The following is a 20,823-nucleotide window of genomic DNA, read 5'->3' as shown; positions in this document are numbered from 1 at the left end:
ATCGTAAGGAGCAGAAAAGAGATGAACGAACATACACCAGCAGCTAAACAAGGTGGTCTTGAGTATTGGAAAAAGGTCGTCATTCTGTTTTGTCTTGGGTGGACTGTCATCTGGATTTACAGAACTGTACTGAACCCGATTTTACCAGAAATTAAAGTGCAGCTTGGTGTGGAATCAGATGCTAGCATGGGTCTAATCTCCAGTGTGTTTTTTCTGGCGTATACCTCTATGCAGATTCCATCCGGCTTTCTCGCTGATAAATTTGGAAGAAAAATAATGCTGATCCCGGGCTTCTTAATCTTTGCTTTTGGAGCCTTTACAGTAGGGATTGCACCATCTTTGGCTTTCCTGTTAGTGGGAAGCTTCCTAGCAGGACTTGGACAAGGTACTTATTATGGGCCAGCTTATTCAATCTCATCCTCCGCAATCCCAAATGAGAAGCGAGGCTTTTCCACTGCCATTATTAACAGCGGCTCGGCGCTCGGAATGGCCCTAGGATACATCGGTTCCTCTTACATGGTAAAGGGACTCGGCTGGGACTGGAGACCTCTCATTTATGTTACAGGTGCTTTAATTATTATTGTTGTTATTGCCTTTGCTAAAGTGATTAAGGAAAAACCAGCAGAAAAAGCTGTTGAAGGAACAAAGGAAAAAGATCCGAATGATAAAGCAACAATGAAAACGCTTTTTGGCGATATTCGCATGGTTTCTGCTTATGTCATTTACTTTTCCGTGTGTTACGGGTATTACATGATTGTAACCTGGCTTCCTAGTTACCTGCAAATGGAAAGAGGCTTTCAAGGTGCTGCTATCGGCTTTGCTTCTGCTTTGGTTGCCTTTGCTTCAGTACCAGGGGCCCTATTGTTCAGCCGTTTGTCTGACAAGTTCAAGCATAAAAAGATAATGGTTGTTATTTTGCTACAAATTATAGCCGCAGTTACCTTGTATCTAACGGTGGCGGTGCAAAACAACGAATTACTGATTTTGTTCCTAATCATGTATGGATTCTTCGGTAAACTAGCCGTAGATCCAATTATGATCTCTTACGTGGCAGATATTGCTCCGAAACAAGGATATAGCACAACGTTTGGTGTGTTTAACTTTTTTGGAATGATGTCATCTGTAGTTGCTCCGTTTGTAACCGGTTTAATTTCAGACGCTACAGGAAGCAAAATCTTGGGCTTTTACCTCGCAATCGGTATTATTATAGTATGTACCGCATTCCTGTTCTTTGTGAATGTAAAATCCTCACGCAGGAAAAAGGTAGAAGCCAACGAACAAGACTTCAAATTTAGCAAATGATTTCGTTAGTCTTGTACTGACGGAATCATTACCCAAAAAAATAGAGAATTGGAGAGAAATGACAATGGGTTATCCAACTGACTTACTATCCAGCCGTTCCATCATTAAACATGGCAAGTATGCTTTGATTGCTCCGGAGGGCTTGGTTAATAACGTGGTTCCGGGTTTTGACAACTGCTCGATTTCTATTTTGGCAACTCCGAAGCTTGGAGCAAGCTTTGTCGATTATGTGGTTACGATGCATAAGGGTGGCAAAAATACAGATGGCTTTGGTGGACAAGACCTTGTCGAAACCTTCGTATATGTTCTTGAAGGTGAAGTAAAGGCATCTGCTGATGAACAGGCTTACACATTGACAAGTGGCGGATACCTATACTGCCCACCAGGAACAACCATGTATTTGGAAAACCTAAAGGATGGTGACAGCAAGCTATTCTTGTACAAGCAGAAACATAAACCGTTAAAAGATTTGAAACCATGGGTCGTTTCCGGTAACTCAAATGATATCCCGGAAGAAGATTATGATGGCATGACTGATATGCGAATTCAGGATCTTCTACCAAAAGAAATAGCTTTTGATATGAATTTCCACATTTTGACCTTTGATCCGGGTGCATGCCATCCATTCATCGAAACGCACGTTCAGGAGCACGGAGCATACTTACTCTCTGGTGAAGGAGTGTACAACCTCGATAACGAGTGGATTCCTGTGAAAAAAGGCGATTATATCTTTATGGGTCCATATGTGCAGCAGGCTTGCTACGCTGTCGGTCGAGAGAAGCTTGCTTATGTTTACTCGAAAGACTGCAACCGAGACGCGGATCTCTAAGAGAAGTGCCTCAGCAGACGAGGAAGATGGTAAAAGGTGACTGCTTTTTACCATTCTCCTTGTTATAGCTAAGGAGCAATCACAGTATTGCTGAAATCCAATGTAATAGAGGTGTCGGAATTGAGAGTATCCAGACAAGAGTTAAAAGATCTGATTACCAATAAACTGCACAAAGCAGGTTTGACCCAAGAGCATGCAGAAGGTGTGGCGGAGGTTCTGGTCCATGCCGACATAAGAGGCATTCATTCCCATGGAGCCATGCGTGTAGAATACTATGCAGAACGGATTGCAAAAGGCGGACTAAATACTGATCCTTCGTTTACATTTGAAAAAACAGGCTCTAGCACAGCGGTATTTGACGGGGATAATGGAGTAGGTCATGTAGCCGCTAAGCAGGCGATGGACGAAGCTATCAAGATGGCCAAAGAAAACGGGGTAGCTGTTGTTGGCGTCAGAAGAATTGGACATAGCGGAGCTCTTTCTTATTTTGTACGTCAGGCTGCAAAATCAGGGATGATTGGTATTTCTCTGTGCCAATCTGATCCGATGGTCGTTCCTTTCGGAGGTTCTGAGCCGTACTACGGTACCAATCCAATTGCTTTTGCTGCCCCTAGCAATGATAAGCGCATCATGACACTGGACATGGCGACAACCGTACAGGCTTGGGGAAAAATTCTTCATGCTCGATCTAAACAGGAATCCATCCCGGAAACTTGGGCGGTGGATAAAGAAGGGCATCCAACCACAGATCCTTTCAAGGTAAATGCTCTGCTTCCGATCGCGGGTCCTAAGGGCTATGGCTTGATGATGATGGTGGACGTGCTTTCAGGTATTCTGCTTAATCTTCCATTTGGGAATAAAGTTTCCTCCATGTACCATGATTTGACTGAGTATAGGAACCTTGGTCAGCTTCATCTTGTAATTAATCCAGCTTTCTTTACAGATGCAGATATGTTTAAACAACATATTTCTGCTACAATGGACGACCTGAATCAAATTAAGCCGGCACCCGGTTTTAAACAGGTGCTTTTCCCAGGTCAAAACAACGACATGATTCAGGAAGAATACGAAAAAAATGGCATTGAAATTGTCGATGATGTCTATGAATACCTAGTATCGGATATCGTCCATCGAAATGCCTATGATCATAAAGACCCCTTTGCTAAATAAAATAGGCGGTTGTAGTGTGAAAGGGAAGGTGGCATAAATGAGAGTAAGCAAACAAGAGCTAAAGGAGTTAATCACTCGCAAACTCCATAAAGCCGGATTGACAGAAGAGCATGCAGAAGGAGTAGCTGACGTTCTGGTTCATGCGGATGCAAGGGGTGTTCATTCTCATGGTGCCATGCGTGTAGAATACTACGCCGAACGGATTGCTAAGGGTGGTACCAATGCGTATCCTGCGTTTACCTTTGAAAAAACGGGTCCTTGCACTGCTATTTTTGATGGTGACAATGGGGCAGGGCATGTAGCGGCTAAGGTAGCAATGGATGAAGCTATCGCAATGGCCAAAGAGAACGGTCTTGCAGTTGTAGGTGTTCGCAGAATCGGCCATAGTGGAGCCCTCTCTTACTTTGTTCAGCAGGCAGCAAAAGAGAAGATGATTGGAATCTCTTTGTGCCAATCTGATCCGATGGTTGTACCATTTGGGGGCTCAGAGCCGTATTATGGTACAAATCCAATCGCCTTTGCTGCACCTGGGGATGGGGACGACATGATTACTTTCGATATGGCGACAACCGTACAGGCTTGGGGAAAAATCTTACATGCGAGATCAAAAAATGAAACCATTCCAGATACATGGGCGGTAGATAAACAGGGTCATCCAACCACAGATCCATTCCAGGTGAACGCTTTGGTACCAATCGCTGGACCTAAAGGATACGGATTAATGATGATGGTAGATGTACTTTCCGGTATTTTACTCGGATTGCCGTTTGGAAATAAAGTGTCATCGATGTATCATGACCTGACAGAATACCGGAATCTGGGACAGCTTCATATCGTAATTAATCCAGCTTATTTTACAAGCATGTCTGGGTTTTTACAAAATATTACCAATACAATGCAGGATTTGAATCAAATAAAACCAGCTCCTGGGTTTAAAGAAGTATCTTATCCGGGACAGCGTAGTAAAATTCGCGAGGAAGAGAGCGAGAGCAACGGGATCGAAATCGTGGATGATGTGTATGACTATTTAGTGTCGGACGTTGTTCATAAAAACCAATACGACAAGAAAGATCCTTTTGCAAAGTAAGTTCATAGCTAGCCTAGAAAGAGATGTCATCCTATAGCAGCATCCCTATTCTTTAATCAATTGACGCTGTGATGCTTTAATGAATAAATCAACTTATCTGACGGAAGAGGTGCTCGTACTAATGCTACATTCCATCATTAAAGAAAATTCCTATCAAGATTCGGTTAATCTCATGCTCCTAACAAACAAGATTTCCACGATGGATGGAGTCAAACAAGCCTCCATTATGATGGGAACACCTGCGAATAAAGAGATTTTCCAAAATACGGGTATGTTTACCGATGAGCTAGAAAAAGCAGGACCGAACGATATGTGCATCGTGATTGATACAGACGATGAAGACAAAGTAGCTCAGGTGCTGACCACCATTGAAGAGGAGCTGAAAAACCAAGCTATCAGCAGTAGCAAACAGGAATTCGAATCCGTTCGAACTTGGGATAAAGCGATGCAGGCTCTGCCTAAGGCTAATCTTGCTCTGATCTCTGTACCTGGTCAATATGCAGCCGAAGAAGCAGAAAAAGCACTTGATCGCGGTCTACATGCTTTTATCTTTAGTGATAACGTTACGATTGAGGATGAACTACGACTCAAACAAAAAGCCCATGAAAAAGGCTTACTGGTTATGGGGCCTGACTGCGGAACAGGGATTTTATCCGGTGTTCCGGTAGCTTTCGCTAACGTGGTAAAAGAAGGCAACATTGGTGTCGTGGGAGCATCAGGTACTGGTATTCAGGAAGTTACCACTCTGATTGACCGTTTGGGTGGAGGCGTAAGCCATGCAATCGGAACAGGTGGTCGAGACCTTTCTGAAACGATCGGTGCAATTACAATGTTAGATGCCATTGCAGGACTTGAGAAGCATCAAGCTACCGAGGTAATCGTAGTTATTTCAAAACCTCCTGCAAAAGAAGTTCGTAACCAGGTGGTTCAGCTTTTACAGCGCATTTCAAAACCAGTAGTTGCTATTTTTGTAGGTGAAGAGCCTGAAGCACATGAAGGTAGCGTATATTATGCCTACACATTGGAAGAGACTGCCATGATTGCCGTGGATCTGTCTAAAGGAAAAGAAATCAAGGCCAACTACAATATGCTAAGTACAGAGGCTCCGAAAATTGAGTTGAAACCAGAACAAACCGCCATTAAAGGTCTGTACTCAGGTGGTACGCTTGCTTATGAAACCGCTATCCTGATGTCGAAAGGACTTGAATTAGGACAACTCATTCATGAAGACGGCTATATGCTAAAAGCCAAAGGACATGAGGTAATCGACTTAGGGGATGACAAGTATACACAAGGCAAACCTCATCCAATGATTGATCCGGAGACAAGAATCCATTACATTGAGCAGGCAGCTTTGGATGAATCCACAGCGATCATTTTACTAGATATTGTTTTAGGTTACGGTGCCCATGATGATATGGCTAGCGCATTGTTGCCTGTCATAGAGAAAGCTCAACGTAATGCTAGAGAAAAAGGCAAGAACCTGTATTTCGTAGCAACGGTGTGCGGAACTGAAAAAGATCCACAAGATTACCACGAGCAAAAGCAAAAGCTTGAGCAAGCTGGCGTTATCGTAAAAGAAAGCAACAATCAGGCTGTTCGGACAGCTCTCGCCATGATGGGAATCCAGCTTAAGGACAAGGAAAAATCACTGGTTGCTAGTAACCAGAATGAACAAGAAGATAACAAGGTTTCTGAATCCATTGTTAAGCTTTTGAGTGGAAAGCCGGTGGTTGTTAATGTGGGACTCAAAAAATTTGTAAACGCAGTAACTAGCTACGGTGGAAGTGCTGTACATTTTGATTGGCGCCCGGTAGCTGGAGGAAATGAAAGAATGCGTAAGATTTTGAGCTTATTGAAGTAAGGTGACATTTAGAACATAAACAATTCGTTATTATTAAAACGCTTACAAAGCATATATATAAGAATATACAAATAAACTAATATCCAATTAGGAGGATGTAGCATGTACGGACCTTATCAAACAATTGATGAAGCAAATCAGGCAGTTATTCAAAAAATTGTGGCTGGTGCTCCTTTTCTAGTAGATGTAGTTCCTGCCAAATCCGTAGTAGAGGAATTAAACGGTCGGGTGCTTCTCCACGCAGGTCCACCTATTCAATTCGAGGACATGACAGGACCAATGCAAGGGGCTTGCGTCGGAGCATGCTTATTCGAAGGGTGGGCGGCGAATGAAGAAGAAGCGATGACCATGTTAAAACAAGGGGACATCACATTCATTCCGTGCCATCATGTCAAAGCTGTAGGACCTATGGGCGGTATTACATCAGCCAACATGCCACTATTGGTTGTGGAAAATCAGACAGATGGAAATCGTGCCTATTGTACGATGAATGAAGGAATCGGAAAAGTACTACGATTCGGAGCCTATTCTGAGGAGGTTATCCAGCGTCTAAGATGGATGAGAGATGTTCTGGCGCCTACTCTCTCTAAGGCTTTGCATCAGACTGAGAACGGCTTAAATATTAACGTCATGATGGCAAAGGCAATTACGATGGGAGACGAATTCCATCAACGCAACATCGCAGCCTCTCTTGTATTTTTAAAAGAAATCAGTCCTTATATCCTGCAAACCGATGCATCTGAAAAAGACAAATTCGATGTAGTGAAATTCCTAGCAGATACTGACCAGTTTTTCCTGAACGTTGCGATGGCAACCTCGAAAGCGGTGTTAGATGCTGCAAGAACAATTCAGCACGGCACAGTGGTAACAGCTATGTCTAGAAATGGTAAAAACTTTGGAATACGTATCAGCGGTATGGGAGACGAGTGGTTTACAGCGCCAGTTAATACGCCTCAGGGATTATTTTTTACAGGCTATTCCCAGGAAATGGCGAATCCTGATATCGGTGATAGCGCTATTACAGAAGCATTTGGTGTTGGCGGTATGGCTATGGTTGCAGCTCCAGGTGTTACGCGTTTTGTCGGTGCGGGCGGATTTGAAGATGCGCTAGCAACCAGCAATGAGATGACAGAAATTTGCATTGATCATAACCCTAACTTCACGATTCCAACTTGGAACTTCCAAGGTATCTGCCTCGGAATCGATGCACGAAAAGTAGTAGAAACAGGCATCACACCAGTCATCAATACTGGAATTGCCCACAAGGAGCCTGGTGTAGGTCAAATTGGCGCAGGTACGGTTCGCGCACCTCTCGCTTGCTTTGAAAAAGCTCTGGAAGCTTATGCACAAAAACTGGGATTAATTTAACAAAACGCAGAAAAGGGGAGAGCGACATGAAAGAGTTACTGCACATAAACGGGATGTACAGCCAGTCTGTACACCCTCTCCTCCAGACCGGCACCCCCGGCTATATCCATAGTGTGTTTCAGAACGGATTTAATATCGGAATGGAAGATGGGCTTATTTTTATCGGGGGAACAAAGAACGGACTGCTTCCTTTTGGCATTCATGTGGAGGATAGTCTGGTACCCAAGCTTGTTTCTTTGATCAAGCAAGGGGAAATCGTTCGCTATGACAGCGGCATGTCGGCTCTTCTCTTTTCCACGTTTTATATAAAATTGAACCCTAAACATGCTTATCATCTCTATGTAGAACCGATGACGGAGCATCCTGAATCTTTACTTCGGCATTTGAAGGCGTTTGTAGTTGAGCTAGTAGAGGATAATCGGCCTACAGGAGCTGATATTTCCGTAGAGCATTTTATCCACTGCTTCATGAAGGAATCCTTTGGGTTTTGTTCGGAAAGCGAACGGAAGGTGTTACAACTGATGGATGCTGCTTCAACCGAGAGCTTCTCACAGATCGATGAAGTTCTCAGGTACTGGATTGGTCGAGGAAAAGGCCTCACTCCTTCTGGAGACGACATGCTGGTGGGACTGCTTGCAGTGGATGCGGTAACGGAAGTGCTGACGGACTCCTTCCGCTTGCACGTAACCAGTCTGGTGGAGAACGAAGCACTGACAACAGATATCAGTCGGGAATATCTGAAGTATGCGCTGAAGCGGGACTTTAGCTCGGTGGTGACAGATGTTTTACATTCTCTACTACAAAAGGATACAGACAGCTTGAATGAGAGGATTAGAGATTTGTTACGCGTAGGTCATAGCTCAGGTCTGGATACAGCATTTGGCATACTGATCGGTATGCTGATAATAAGGAGGAATTCAAATTGTCACAAAAAGTTGTAATTGCTCTTGGAGGCAACGCTATTTTACAACCCAAACAGCAGGCTACTTATGAAAATCAACTGGAGAATATCCAGAAAAGCTGCGAGGTAATCGCACGTATTGTGAAGCAGGGCTACGAGGTAATTATCACACATGGGAACGGTCCGCAGGTCGGAAATATTTTGCGTCAACAGGACGAAGCAAAAGAAGTAGTTCCGCCATTCCCTCTTGATGTGTGCAGTGCAGAATCCCAAGGCTTTATCGGGTATATGATGAATCAATGCCTATTAAATGAGCTACAAAAGCTCGGACTAACTAATTCCGTAGTAAGCATGCTGACTCAAACGGAAGTATCAAAGGAAGATCCAGCATTCCAAAATCCGACAAAACCGATAGGCGTTTTCTATAGTGAAGAAGAAGCCAAGTGCCTTACTGAGGAAAAAGGTTGGATTGTGAAGGAGGACGCAGGCAGAGGCTGGCGTCGTGTAGTTCCGTCTCCAATGCCAAAAGCGATTATCGGAGCTGACTTAATCCAATCCCTGACAGATCAAGGGAACATCGTTATTGCTGCGGGTGGAGGAGGCATACCTGTATCCCGTCAATCGGACGGAACTCTTGTAGGGGTGGAAGCTGTAATCGATAAAGATCGAAGTGGTTACCAGCTTGCTCAAGATGTGAATGCCGATATATTTATGATCTTGACAGATGTTGAGAATGTGTATGTGAACTATGGCAAACCAAATCAAAAATCTCTCGAAACGATATCGCTGGAAGAAGCTAAGCAGTATGCTGATGAAGGTCAGTTCAGTGCCGGAAGCATGGGACCTAAAATGGAATCAGCCATAGGCTTTGCCGAAAAAGGTGGGACTGCTATCATTTGTTCCTTGGATCAGGCGGATTTAGCTTTGGCAGGAAAAGCAGGTACCCGCATCACTCAAGCTATATCTAGCGCAAAGTAAATAATAGAAGAGCTAATTTCGACACGAGCAGTTCTATAGTCATGTAAATGACAATAGGACTGCTCTATTCTACTTTATGGCAAAGAAAACCATTCCAACTAACAATCAACTACAAATTTGTTATTTTTATATGAGTAAAATGTCATCTCAGTATCATTGTAAAAACAATCAGATCAGTTATAGTATGTAAAAGGATAATGTAATAAACACAACGTGAGCTATCAACAAGAGATGGAACAGGAGAAACCAATGAACATGATAAAGAAACTATTGAAACGAAAAATCGTCTGGATATGTCTGGTCCTATTTGTATTTATCTATGGTAACAACAGTTCTTTGTTTGCCCATCGACCCGATGGATCACCTCTGTTGCTTGCCCATCGAGGACTTGCTCAGACCTTTAGCATGGAAAATATCACGAATGATACCTGTACAGCCGAGCGAATAATGACGCCAGAGCATCCTTATTTAGAAAATACCATCCCTTCTATGGATGCCGCTTTTAAAGCTGGTGCGGATATAGTAGAATTCGATGTTCAATGGACAAAAGATAACAATTTTGTTGTTTTCCATGATTGGACTCTTGAGTGTCGTACGAATGGGAAGGGTGTTACAAGAGATTTTACAACCAAAGAGCTGCAAGCACTCGATATTGGATACGGCTACACGGTAGATGGCGGTAAAACCTTTCCATTCCGAGGGAAAGGAATAAATCTAATGCCAACTCTGGATGAGGTGCTAAACCATTTTCCTGATCGTTTCTTTCTGATTCATATCAAAAGTAATGATGCCAATGAAGGAATTCAAATGGCAGCTTATCTGCAAAAACTACCCGCTAGCCGTCTGGACCAATTAACTGTGTATGGCGGGGATAAGCCGATAGCCGAGATAAAGGAGCGAATTCCTAGCCTGAGAACCATGTCAAAGGCTTCGTTGAAAAAAGATCTTCTTACTTATATGGCAATAGGGTGGACCGGCTACGTTCCCGCTAGTCTAAAGCATGCCCAGTTACATATACCTGATCAGTTTGCTCCTTGGTTATGGGGATGGCCAAATCGTTTTCTGAATCGGATGGATGAAATGGACACACGAGTCATTATTGTAGGTGGAGATGGAGAAGGATTTTCAAGTGGATTTGACTCTCCTGAGGATATCAAACGCCTACCAAACAATTACAGCGGCGGGATATGGACAAATCGGATTGATAAAATAGCTCCTTTATATAAACAGTAGACTATCCTTTTCGGGCAAATAGATTTTTCTCGGTAGCACTTTCTATAGAATAGGCAGAAAGATAATAAGAGATCAGGCACATTTAAATAGGAAGGAATCGGTATAAAAATAATAAACATAATATTTATTATGTAAAGTCAGTCTTTTTTTCATGAGGTTAGCATCCATTCTGCTAGGGTTCAGAGATATAAAACTACAACACTTCCCACACAAAATTGGCCAGAAACTTTTTTAGATTACACAAATTTCTCAACTTACGAAACAAAAGCAATAAGTGTTTTTTTGTAAACAGATAAGGACTAAAGATAGAAGCTCATTTATCTTAGTCTTTATCTGTTTTATTTATTTTAAGGTTTTATACAATTGATGATTATGTAATACAAACAGCAACTCTGTAAGGTACGTGAAAGATCAGTTTCCTACCGCAATTGCCTCTACTTCAATTAATAGTTCATCTTTTATCAGTTTTCTAACTTCTACTGCTGAACTAGCTGGAGGATTCATTGTATCAATGTACTGATCCCGAATATCTCTAACAACTGGCATTTGCGAGATATCTGTCAAGAAAAAAGTTAATTTCACTACATCATGAAAGTTTAATTCCGAAGCCTCCAAAGCTATTCTGATATTTTCAAATACTTGTTTTGTTTGTAAAGCTAAATCTCCCATTCCTACTATATTACCCTCTGCGTTAATTGCAACCTGTCCAGAAACATAAATTGTTCTACGGGCATTGCTAACATCTACTACATGGGAGTAACCAAAAGTCGCTGGCATTGATTCAGGATTTATAAATTTTTTTTGCAAGGTGCTTCTCCTCCTTGTTTTATCAAACAAATTTTAGAGTGACACACTCACCTTGTAGATGAGAACCACCAAATCTAAATCTAAAAATTAGGATTCATATGGGGGTATAATTATGTCATTTCCCGTAAGATTGGTACAATTATTTCACATAAAATGACAAAAATCTACCTACTTAAGCCCTTTATGAATTGCTATACAAGGAACACAGGTCACTATTCAAAAGGAAAATAGATAGAGAATAAAAATGTAAAATGTATCCAAAGACTCTTGCAAAATATAAATTAATCAGAATAATGCGGTTAGTTCCTGAATACCCATGACTTTTCGCTTAATTATTCACAACTTATATATCATTTACCATTATTAAATCAATTGTTAAGATTTCGTTTGTATATCATACTAATTTTGACAATGGAGGCATCTAGGTGAAATCAAAAAGCATTTATTCCGTCATTCTTGTATTACTTATTGCCGTTTTTACCACTTCTGTCTATGCAGCAGAAAATCTAAAGTGGGTGAAAGGGGGGACAACCGTTCATGTAGGAGATCGTTTAGCTACTTTTAAAATCCCTGATAAGCTTGCTTATTTGAACAAAGAAGATACAATCATGGTCCAAAAACAATTCGGTAACTCTACATCGTCACGTGAGATTGGAAGTATATATCCTACTTCGGATCAGGAAAATTGGTTCGTAGTAATGGAATATGATGAAGTAGGACACATCATGGACGATGAGCAAAACAATATTGATCAAGATGCAATTCTGAAGAGTTATAAAGAAGGAACAGAAGAGCATAACAAAGAACGTAAGCCAGAAGAACAAATTCATGTAGTAGGCTGGGATGTACCCCCTTCCTATGATGCAAAAACACATACCCTTCAATGGTCAATGCTTGCCGAGGATAATAACAAAAATCCAATTATCAACTACAATTTGCAAATGTTAACAAGAAAAGGATATGTTTCGTTTATTCTTGTATCTGATCCAGCAACACTAGCGAAGGATAAAAAGACCTTAACGGAGCAAATTGTGCCTCAGTTCAAGTTGGTAGAAGGAAATCGATACGACGATTATGATGCGTCTACAGATAAGCTAGCTGACTATGGCTTGACTGGACTCGTTCTAGGTGGTTTAGGCTTAGCTGTCGCTAAAAAAGTAGGCTTTCTTGCACTTATTTTAGTATTTTTGAAAAAAGCATGGATTGTTGTGGTTCTTGTATTAGGTGGTATCTTTAAAATGGTCATGAACATCTTCAAAAAGAAAAAGAACCCTGTGGAAACATACGGTGTTATGGATGCGGAGGGTAATCCTACCTCTTCAATTGAGCAAGCTCCAGTAGTAGATTCAACTGAATCATCGGCTCCTTCAAATCAAACTGATTCGACATCTGCTTCAAACGATAATTCTAAAACGCTATAAATAGTGAAACCATCTTGGGTAACCGAGGTGGTTTTTTACTTTTTATAAGAACCGTATGTAAGTAGTAGAAAGAAGTAGAAATAAACGGCGGTCCAAATGTAATAAACAGGTGTTCGTTACTAGGTCCCCCCAATACCTCCTGTTCTTTTATCTTCACGTTGTAGAACGCTATTGACTTAGTGTTCTTTTTTATTGTCAAAAGCAGTTTATTTTTGTCGAAAAATTTAATGCCGTTGCGAATAAAGTTAAAAAACTGAAATCGTAGAACAGCGTGGTAAAATATTGCTCTAAAGGAAGGGCGAGGGGAATGTCATTAAGATTTTTTATAATGAAATAAATTAACTTCATGAATACCCTTGTTACGATCCAGCTTTCATTATAAGATAACTATGTTTTGCCAATTTGGAAATGGGAGGTAACTATCTCGTATGTACAACACGATTAGAAAGTGGACAGCAATGATATGGATTATCACGCTGTGTATCAGTATCTTGCCAGGAGGTGAAGTCATTGCTTTAGAGCAAACAGATCAAGCAATACCATCAGAGCCAACGACAAGCCAGACGTTGGAACAGAGGGAAACAGAGGGGATTTTACAACCTGCGAAGGAAAAAACGCCCAGCTCTGATTCTTCCTCTCTAGCTACGCCAGAAACGCCAGAGCCCTCAGAAAACACGGCTTCAACCGTTGAACAAAAATCTGAGAAAGAATCTGGGATAGTACCTGACCAAGAAAAAAAAGAAAATCAGGAAAACCAGGAAAACCAGCAAAAACAACAGACCCAAGAGCCTGAAACAAACTCCGAACTCATTTCTATACCGGGAGATGAATCTTCCGTTTCCTCTCAGCTTACTCAAGAAAATGAGGTAACGCTTGAAAAAGAGATCGTGGAAAAAATTCTGCAAGAACAAGAGACAAAACAAGCTGTTACCATTTCTCTTACGTCTGAACGAACATTACCACAAGAAGAGCTTGATCCAAGTAAACTTATCGAGATAGAGAAGTCGATGTATGAAGCTGCTGCACCAGAGATTACTTATAACGACAATCAGTATAGGGGTCAACTGGTTAAAGGTAAATACTTCGCTACTGTACTAGATAAAGACGATCAAAAAACAGTGATTCTCAGCATTGAATACAGTGGGAACATTGAGCGTTCCCCGCTTACCCTTGAGCATTTTGAACTAGGAGACGAGCAGCCTACAGATCAACCTAAGGTCTCGCCTCGCAAGAAAAGATCGATTTTAGAAGGGGAAGAACCGCCAACAAGACCCGGTCTTTTGAAAGCATTTGAAACGGATGATAAAAAAATGGTCATCAACTGGACTGGTTCGAAAAGCAATGTTGCTTTAGCAGGTTATGAAATCTATCGAAATGGGAAGCGCATTGCTATTACAAAAACGACTACGTTTACGGATAGTGATCAAGATCCCTTGGTTTACAGCTATGTGGTTCGAGCGATCGATTTAGCAGGTAGACGTTCCGAGCCAAGTAATGTCGCGGTTCCCATTCCCTATAAAAAATCGGTCCAAATCTATAAGAAAGAACGGTTTTATGATGATACATCCTGTGCAATTAGAGAGGAATCTGCTTTTAGAGAGGCACCTAGCCGAATTACCTATCAGGATAAGGATAACTACAGTGGGTATGTAAAGAAGGATAGTTATATTTTCATCGGTTGTGGTGGAAAAAATGAGGATAAGTATGCTGATATCGATGTGATTTACAAGGGTGAGGTTTATCGAAGCTTACATGAACTTTCCACGAAGCCGGTTAATCTCGTAGCATCATCGGTTAGCGAAAACGAAGTTACGTTAACATGGGACCCTGTCGTAAAACCAAACGATCCGATTCTATCGTATACCGTGATCAGAAATGGGGAGAATCCCAAAAATGTAAGCAATAATAAATATGTCGATAAGAATGTACAGCCTGGCATGCAATATCATTATCAGGTCGTTGTCATTTTTGAATCCTTAACTGTATCGTTACTCAGCGATGAGTTAAAAGTCCAGATACCTGGTACCGTGACGAATCCGCAACTAATCCTATCTACGAATGTACTTCAGGAGTCAAGTCAAAACGATGGTAGCATAGCTACGCCTTTCAGTGTTTATCTCAAGCAGGGGATTTTTGAGAAGGATCTCTCTAATGGGATCACGATTGAAAATTTGCCAGAAGGTTTAACGGTATCGACAAAACGTGATTCAGACAATCAGATAACCATTCAATTGAATGGCAAAGCCAAGATCCATGATAAGCCAGTGGACAACCTGATGGTGAAAATAGAGAAGAATTGTATTGTTGGTGCAACTGCTGAGGCAAAAAGCGATACCTTCGCCATTGCTTTTCGTGAGAACAATATTGCAGCCTTGTATGAGTACGAATACAATGAGCAGAATCAATTAATCGCTATTAAAAAAGACGGAACAATTATCCTTCGTTATTTATACGATGAAAATGGAAATCTACTAACGAAAAAAACCGTACAGGAGTAAAATAAAGGATTTGGGAGGAATTTATGTATAGAAAATGGGTTTCCTCTTTCTTATGTGTTGCCATTCTTTGGACAGGGTTGTTTACAAACGCATTTGTTGTTGGGGCAACAGATGCGCCAGAGAAAAACGAGGAAATAAGAAAGACAAATGAAAAGGATACAAAAGATTGGATTATAGAGGAACAGAAAAAAGTAGAACAGAAGGAAATAGAACCAACATCTACGAAAGGGGACGTAACTAAAGAACAAATAGCCCAAATGAAGTGGGAACAGCTTCCGCTTGCGTCTGTTCAACAGCTTTTTGATCAGGGGGATCGCACTCTTTTACAAATCGTTGCCTATTATTATACCGATGTGCATCAGCTTTTGACAGAAGAAGAGATCAATCAGCTGTACACGTGGAATGACGAACAGGTTATGGGCCAGATTGCCAACTTATCAGCCGAAAAAGTGAAGCTGTTAGAGCAAAACGCCCCTAGTGTCATTCAGGCTTTGCAGGATTGGAGAGACAAGGACAAACCAAAAGCTAGAGTAAAGCGCATGGCATCGGCTCCTGCGCCAAGTCCAAGCATGCACTTTACAGAAAAGGAACAGCCTATTCGTCATTTTACCAATCATGTGGAAAATCCCGTAGATGATATCTATCTAACCTCGAACATGCTGGAAACAGATTTGACCCTTGAAGGAAAGCATGGAATGGATTTAGTTATCCAGCGCCGATATAACTCGCTATCTAGTAAAATTACGGCCCCTGGGTTCGAATATAGTGAAACGGCGAAAGAGAATAGAACCTCGATCGTAAGAGAAGAATCCGGTACCTTGCCTCATACGGTAGGAACAGGCTGGAGCTTTAATCTTCCAACCTTTGATGAGATAACAAAGGAATTAGGGATTAACGTGCATGATTATAGTAATCAGCAATTTTATGAGGCAAAAAATACAAAACACCCTGTTTCTCAGTTTATCATGTCCGGTGATGACTGGAGTACGATTGATAGTAGTAAAAAGCTTCCCTACCAGAATATTAAATTGCCTTCTCTTATGACAAACAGAGAGTTAGGTTTTGCAAAAGATGGTTATTCCTATTCCATTGAATATAGGGAAAAAGGTAGTACGTATATTGTTGAAAAGCAAAATATCTATGGAGATAAAATTACGTACAAGATTCCAGATTATAAAAGTACGATCGAAATTATTGATACCGTTGGAAGAAGAGTGGAGATTGGGTATGGGAAGGAAGGAACGATCGATTTCCTTAAGGTGTATAACCAAAAAAATAACCTGATCAAAGAGCTTAGATACCATTATGGAGATCCGAACAATACACAGCGGCTGGAGAGTGTAGAAGAAGTAAAGGATGGAAAATCTACTACAATTGCTAGATACAGCTATAAAACAGCAACTGCGGAATATAACTACATCAAGTCATACGAATTACCAAAAGAAAATAACGAGGCTGTGAAGCCAGATCAGCTTGAATCGGAAGCCTATCTAGCAAAAGACAAACAAAAACGGCAGTTTATTGAATACTTACTACTACAAAAGGTAGAGTATCCTACACAGGGATTAACAGTAGATTATACCTATAGCACCTATAATCCCGAGCCTGCCAATCCGTTTGAACGCGGAGTCATTAGGCTTTATCAGGATAACCAAGCGATATCCTACTATACGTATCATCCGGTCACCTCGGTTCGATTTAGCTATGATCAAACCTCTTCCTTGTTTGGGAATTCCGAAAGAAAAAGCTTTATCTATTACTACAAATTCACCAATCAAGGAAAGCCGACAAAAGAGATTTGGAAGACACCTAAGTCTGGCATTACGCGTTTGAGTAACCATCCGCTTCGTCAGGGAGACGTTGTGACCATAGAAGAAACCAATAGTTTTTCCTCGCAATCGACGGAAAGAACCTATCGTGTTAATGAGAACGAACATTTTAATCTGGTTCTTGAAAAGAAGACAAGTCCCAAAGAGCAATCCGAGCCGTTAGCAGCAGATGGGAAAGCTTATCGATATAACCCGGTGAGCTATACCAGCTACGCCTATGAAGGAATTAAAACAAAGCCAGCGTATGTCTATCATTTTGTAGATAACCTGCCAGAGGGTGAGGCTAAGCAGTATTTATTGGCACCTCAGATCGATAAGCGCGACAAGATCGAAAACCTCTCCTCCTTAGCAAATGAGACAAGCTATGAGTATGACCAAAATGGAGATGTCACAGAGCAAAAGGAACCGAATGGTTTAACAACCCATTATAGCTACAAAGAAGTAGGGACCTTGCGACTGCCTGTTCTCGTGGAACATGTTGCTGAAGATGGACATTCCAAAAAGCAAGAGTATGTTTACAATCGGGACAATCTACTGGAAACAGAAACCATTACAGCCAAATATCCAGGGCAGGAATATGAGGATAAGCTGCTTCGTACGTACAAGTATGGGGACAAAAAGCTTCCAAATTCCTTAACAGAGGTTCAATTTGGGGCAAGTGACGAATTCTCACATTTCTCGAAGTCCTTTACCTATGACCAGAATGATCTGCATGTCTCTACGGAACAAATTACGGTCTATAACGGAGAAAACTCCCTAGAAACATATGCATTTACCTATAGGTATGACGATTTAGATTTCTTAGTAACTAAACAATTTCCTGATGAGAGCATAGTAGGGTATTTCTACGATGAACTTGGAAGGATTCAAAAGGAAATGTTTATTTCCTCAGATGGAGATAATCGGGAAACAAAATATTCGTATACAAACAGGGATCGTACAGTGATGAAATCGTTGCCCAACAAAACAGGTCTGATCACTTCATATACACCTGCTGGGGAAGTCGTGTTCTCCGTAGAGGTAGATAGTCAGGGCAATCGACGAACTCTTGTAGAAAATAGCTATGCAGAGGATGGAAAACGATTAGTAGCAACATATCCGTATGGGAAAAAGGAAAAAGGAACCGCATACAGCTATCACAGTGATGGAACCCTAAAGACTGTCACAGACGCGCTGAAACGCACGACCACCATGCAATACGCCAATCAGGCCGAGGATAGCAGTTTGATAATTCCAGTAGAAAAAACAATTGCTCCCAATGGATTAGAAACCACACAGCTTTATGATCGCTATGGACAAATGATTACCAGTATGGTTCATACGGCAGACGGCACGTTATCAACGGAAACTCAAATGCAGTATGACCGCTTTGGCAATCCAACGCATAAGCAGATCACAAACGAAGAGGGAGAAAAGCGTAAATGGGACTATAAGTATGATTTACGAGGAGAACCCATCTATGTAAAAGACCCGGAAAAGAACATATACAAATTCCAATATGATGCGAACGGGAACCTGATGAGTACCTTTGAAAATGACAAGGAGACGGCCCGTTACGTATACAATGGACTTTCATGGAAGCTGCGTGAAATTGATCCAGCTACCAAAAAGGTCAAAGAGAATTACGAATATGATCAGAGTGGAAATCTAACCAGCTTTACGGATCAGAAGGGAAATACTCGTAAATATACCTATACACCATTCTATGAGCTTGATACAATGCAGGTCTTGTCAGGTAAAAAAGTAGTAGAGACAGAGAAGAATACCTACGATCAAACAACACGTCAGCTCCTGACACAGCAAAACAACGATACAAGGGTTTCCTATACGTATGACAGCTTTTTACGTCCGACTTCCATGACCACATTTGGACGTACGTACGAACAAAGATACGAGGATGAAGATGATACCCCAGATTCGATTGTATATCCAGATGGAACTGCAACAGCTTACACCTACGATGAGCTAGGACGCATATTATCCATTAAGCATCCAGGAATGGGCAAAATCACCTATGAGTACGATACATCCTCAACAGGGGATACCGTGCATGTCCAGTATCCAAACGGTACCAAAATCGAGAAAGGCTTCGACTCATTTGGCCAGACAACAGATGTGCAGCATTTCCAAGCCAACAACAAAGCATGGACAGAGCAAAACCAATACAATGGTTTTGGAAATCTAGTGGAAACAACGGTAAACCAATTTGCTTTCACGTTCGGCTATGATAAACTGGATCGGATTCGTAAGGAAACAACACCGACAAGAGAACAAACGTACACGTACGACGAACGGGGCAATCGCCAAAGTATTTTGACGGCAAAATCTCCAACCATTGAAGACAGCTCGTACACCTACGATGCTCTTAACCGTCTTAAAACCTTTACAAAGAACGGAACAGAAAGCACCTACACATATTATCCGGGTGAGCTTAGAGCAAGTAAAGAAATAGACGGCAAAACAACTCACTATGTCTATCTAAATGGCAACGTGATTGAGGAGTTAGATGAAAAGAACAACCTCCAAGCCCGTAACATCTGGGGGAATGAACTACTCTACCGCGATGATGTGAAAGATGACAAACAAGGCTATTACTATACAAATACCCATGGTGACATTGTAGAAATAAAGGATATGGCCGGGCAGACCCTGAATAAGTATGAGTACGACCTCTGGGGAAATATAGAGAGCAAGCAGGAAACGATGTCCAATCCGTTCTTATATGCGGGTGAGATATATGATGAAGAATCGGGCTTGATTTATCTGCGTGCCAGGTATTATGATCCAAATGATGGAAGGTTTATAACAGAGGATACGTATAAGGGGCAAGTGGATAATCCGCTTAGTTTGAATCGGTATACGTATGTGAAGAATAACCCGCTGCGCTACATTGATCCTACGGGGCAATGGGAACAAAATATTGGTGCTAACTGGGTAATAAACGAAGCAAAGAATAAATGGGCTTTGGCTCAGACTGAGGGTGAGCGTAAATACTGGAGTAATTACGCTAATGATATAAGAGCGAAAATGACTAAAGCAGGATATGCCCAGTCAGATATTATGCAATCCTCGGATGCTATAATTCCTGATTCACAAGTGATGAAGATGGCACGAGAATCTGCTCCAAGGCTTACTTTTATTGCAGACTTTAATAAAGCAATATGGGATTATCCAGGAGAAGCCGCTGCAGTCAAAGGTGCGTTTATCATTGGAAGTATATTTAATAAGGGGAAGGGCTTTAGTAAGCTAGACGAAGGATTAAACTTTGCTGCTAAAGCTGCTCAGCATATGGATGAAGCTGGAAGATTTGTGCCTGTTCAAATTCAACAAGCGGTTATAAAATACGGGAAAGGATTTGCTGACCCAAGAGGCTCCCAAGCTAAGATGTATTACGATATAATTTATCGAAATGGTAAAAAGTACAATATAGAAGTGCTCTACGATGTAGCTACGAACACAGTCTATCATTTTGAATATGCAAGGAAGGCTATGGGTCATCTCCCAGCTATACCGAAGTAAAATGAATGAGGTGGAGA

Annotated in this window: 13 protein-coding genes; 12 read left to right on the top strand and 1 reads right to left on the bottom strand. The window is 41.4% G+C overall.

The window, feature by feature from the left end:
- Nucleotides 1-21: 21 nt before the first annotated feature.
- The 9 genes from O0550_RS10020 (at nt 22) to O0550_RS09980 (ending at nt 10,732) form a co-directional block, all read left to right on the top strand.
- On the top strand, nt 22-1,302 hold the full coding sequence (locus tag O0550_RS10020; RefSeq protein WP_003341991.1) for an MFS transporter: 1,281 nt from the start codon (nt 22-24) through the stop codon (nt 1,300-1,302).
- A gap of 64 nt (nt 1,303-1,366) precedes the next feature.
- On the top strand, nt 1,367-2,131 hold the full coding sequence (gene allE / locus O0550_RS10015; protein WP_022585260.1) for a (S)-ureidoglycine aminohydrolase: 765 nt from the start codon (nt 1,367-1,369) through the stop codon (nt 2,129-2,131).
- Nucleotides 2,132-2,251: 120 nt separating this feature from the next.
- Entirely contained in the window at nt 2,252-3,301 is a 1,050-nt protein-coding gene (gene allD, locus O0550_RS10010; RefSeq protein ID WP_096885911.1) for an ureidoglycolate dehydrogenase, read from the top strand.
- Nucleotides 3,302-3,338: 37 nt separating this feature from the next.
- Entirely contained in the window at nt 3,339-4,388 is a 1,050-nt protein-coding gene (allD, locus tag O0550_RS10005) for an ureidoglycolate dehydrogenase (RefSeq protein WP_181748557.1), read from the top strand.
- Between the two features lie 121 nt (nt 4,389-4,509).
- Entirely contained in the window at nt 4,510-6,252 is a 1,743-nt protein-coding gene (gene fdrA / locus O0550_RS10000) for an acyl-CoA synthetase FdrA (protein WP_258426315.1), read from the top strand.
- Nucleotides 6,253-6,354: 102 nt separating this feature from the next.
- Nucleotides 6,355-7,620: a YlbE family protein gene (locus O0550_RS09995; RefSeq protein ID WP_003341981.1), complete on the top strand. Its 1,266-nt coding sequence runs from the start codon at nt 6,355-6,357 to the stop codon at nt 7,618-7,620.
- Nucleotides 7,621-7,646: 26 nt separating this feature from the next.
- Entirely contained in the window at nt 7,647-8,561 is a 915-nt protein-coding gene (locus O0550_RS09990) for an oxamate carbamoyltransferase subunit AllH family protein (protein WP_258426194.1), read from the top strand.
- Complete coding sequence (gene arcC, locus O0550_RS09985) at nt 8,543-9,499, top strand: carbamate kinase (protein WP_121474185.1); 957 nt, start codon at nt 8,543-8,545, stop codon at nt 9,497-9,499. The genes O0550_RS09990 and arcC overlap by 19 nt, the downstream gene beginning before the upstream one ends.
- A 249-nt stretch (nt 9,500-9,748) precedes the next feature.
- Nucleotides 9,749-10,732, top strand: a complete 984-nt coding sequence (locus O0550_RS09980) for a glycerophosphodiester phosphodiesterase family protein (RefSeq protein ID WP_258426193.1) — start codon at nt 9,749-9,751, stop codon at nt 10,730-10,732.
- Between the two features lie 411 nt (nt 10,733-11,143).
- On the opposite strand, the gene O0550_RS09975 is transcribed toward O0550_RS09980, so the two are convergent.
- A complete protein-coding gene (locus O0550_RS09975; protein WP_003341972.1) occupies nt 11,144-11,539 on the bottom strand; it encodes a RidA family protein in 396 nt (131 codons plus the stop codon).
- A 425-nt stretch (nt 11,540-11,964) separates the two neighbouring features.
- Here O0550_RS09975 and O0550_RS09970 point away from each other — a divergent pair, with 425 nt between their 5' ends.
- From O0550_RS09970 to O0550_RS09960, 3 genes are all read left to right on the top strand, one after another.
- Nucleotides 11,965-12,960 (top strand): DUF2167 domain-containing protein, encoded by a 996-nt coding sequence (locus tag O0550_RS09970; protein ID WP_258426192.1) that lies wholly within the window; start codon nt 11,965-11,967, stop codon nt 12,958-12,960.
- Between the two features lie 428 nt (nt 12,961-13,388).
- Nucleotides 13,389-15,458: a fibronectin type III domain-containing protein gene (locus O0550_RS09965; RefSeq protein WP_258426191.1), complete on the top strand. Its 2,070-nt coding sequence runs from the start codon at nt 13,389-13,391 to the stop codon at nt 15,456-15,458.
- A gap of 23 nt (nt 15,459-15,481) precedes the next feature.
- The gene (locus O0550_RS09960; RefSeq protein WP_258426190.1) at nt 15,482-20,806 is read left to right on the top strand and encodes an RHS repeat domain-containing protein; all 5,325 of its coding nucleotides are present in this window, start codon (nt 15,482-15,484) and stop codon (nt 20,804-20,806) included.
- The last annotated feature ends 17 nt before the right edge of the window (nt 20,807-20,823 follow it).

The sequence above is a fragment of the Brevibacillus halotolerans genome (assembly GCF_026891775.1).
GTDB lineage: Bacteria > Bacillota > Bacilli > Brevibacillales > Brevibacillaceae > Brevibacillus_B > Brevibacillus_B halotolerans.
Note: the sequence above shows the minus strand (reverse complement) of the source record. Positions and strands in the feature narration are given on the sequence as shown.

Bases quoted from the DNA above. Each gene is read 5' to 3' on its own strand.
- O0550_RS10020 (WP_003341991.1), top strand. From the start codon at position 22: ATGAACGAACATACACCAGCAGCTAAACAAGGTGGTCTTGAGTATTGG.
- allE (WP_022585260.1), top strand. From the start codon at position 1,367: ATGGGTTATCCAACTGACTTACTATCCAGCCGTTCCATCATTAAACAT.
- allD (WP_181748557.1), top strand. From the start codon at position 3,339: ATGAGAGTAAGCAAACAAGAGCTAAAGGAGTTAATCACTCGCAAACTC.
- fdrA (WP_258426315.1), top strand. From the start codon at position 4,510: ATGCTACATTCCATCATTAAAGAAAATTCCTATCAAGATTCGGTTAAT.
- O0550_RS09995 (WP_003341981.1), top strand. From the start codon at position 6,355: ATGTACGGACCTTATCAAACAATTGATGAAGCAAATCAGGCAGTTATT.
- O0550_RS09990 (WP_258426194.1), top strand. From the start codon at position 7,647: ATGAAAGAGTTACTGCACATAAACGGGATGTACAGCCAGTCTGTACAC.
- O0550_RS09980 (WP_258426193.1), top strand. From the start codon at position 9,749: ATGAACATGATAAAGAAACTATTGAAACGAAAAATCGTCTGGATATGT.
- O0550_RS09965 (WP_258426191.1), top strand. From the start codon at position 13,389: ATGTACAACACGATTAGAAAGTGGACAGCAATGATATGGATTATCACG.
- O0550_RS09960 (WP_258426190.1), top strand. From the start codon at position 15,482: ATGTATAGAAAATGGGTTTCCTCTTTCTTATGTGTTGCCATTCTTTGG.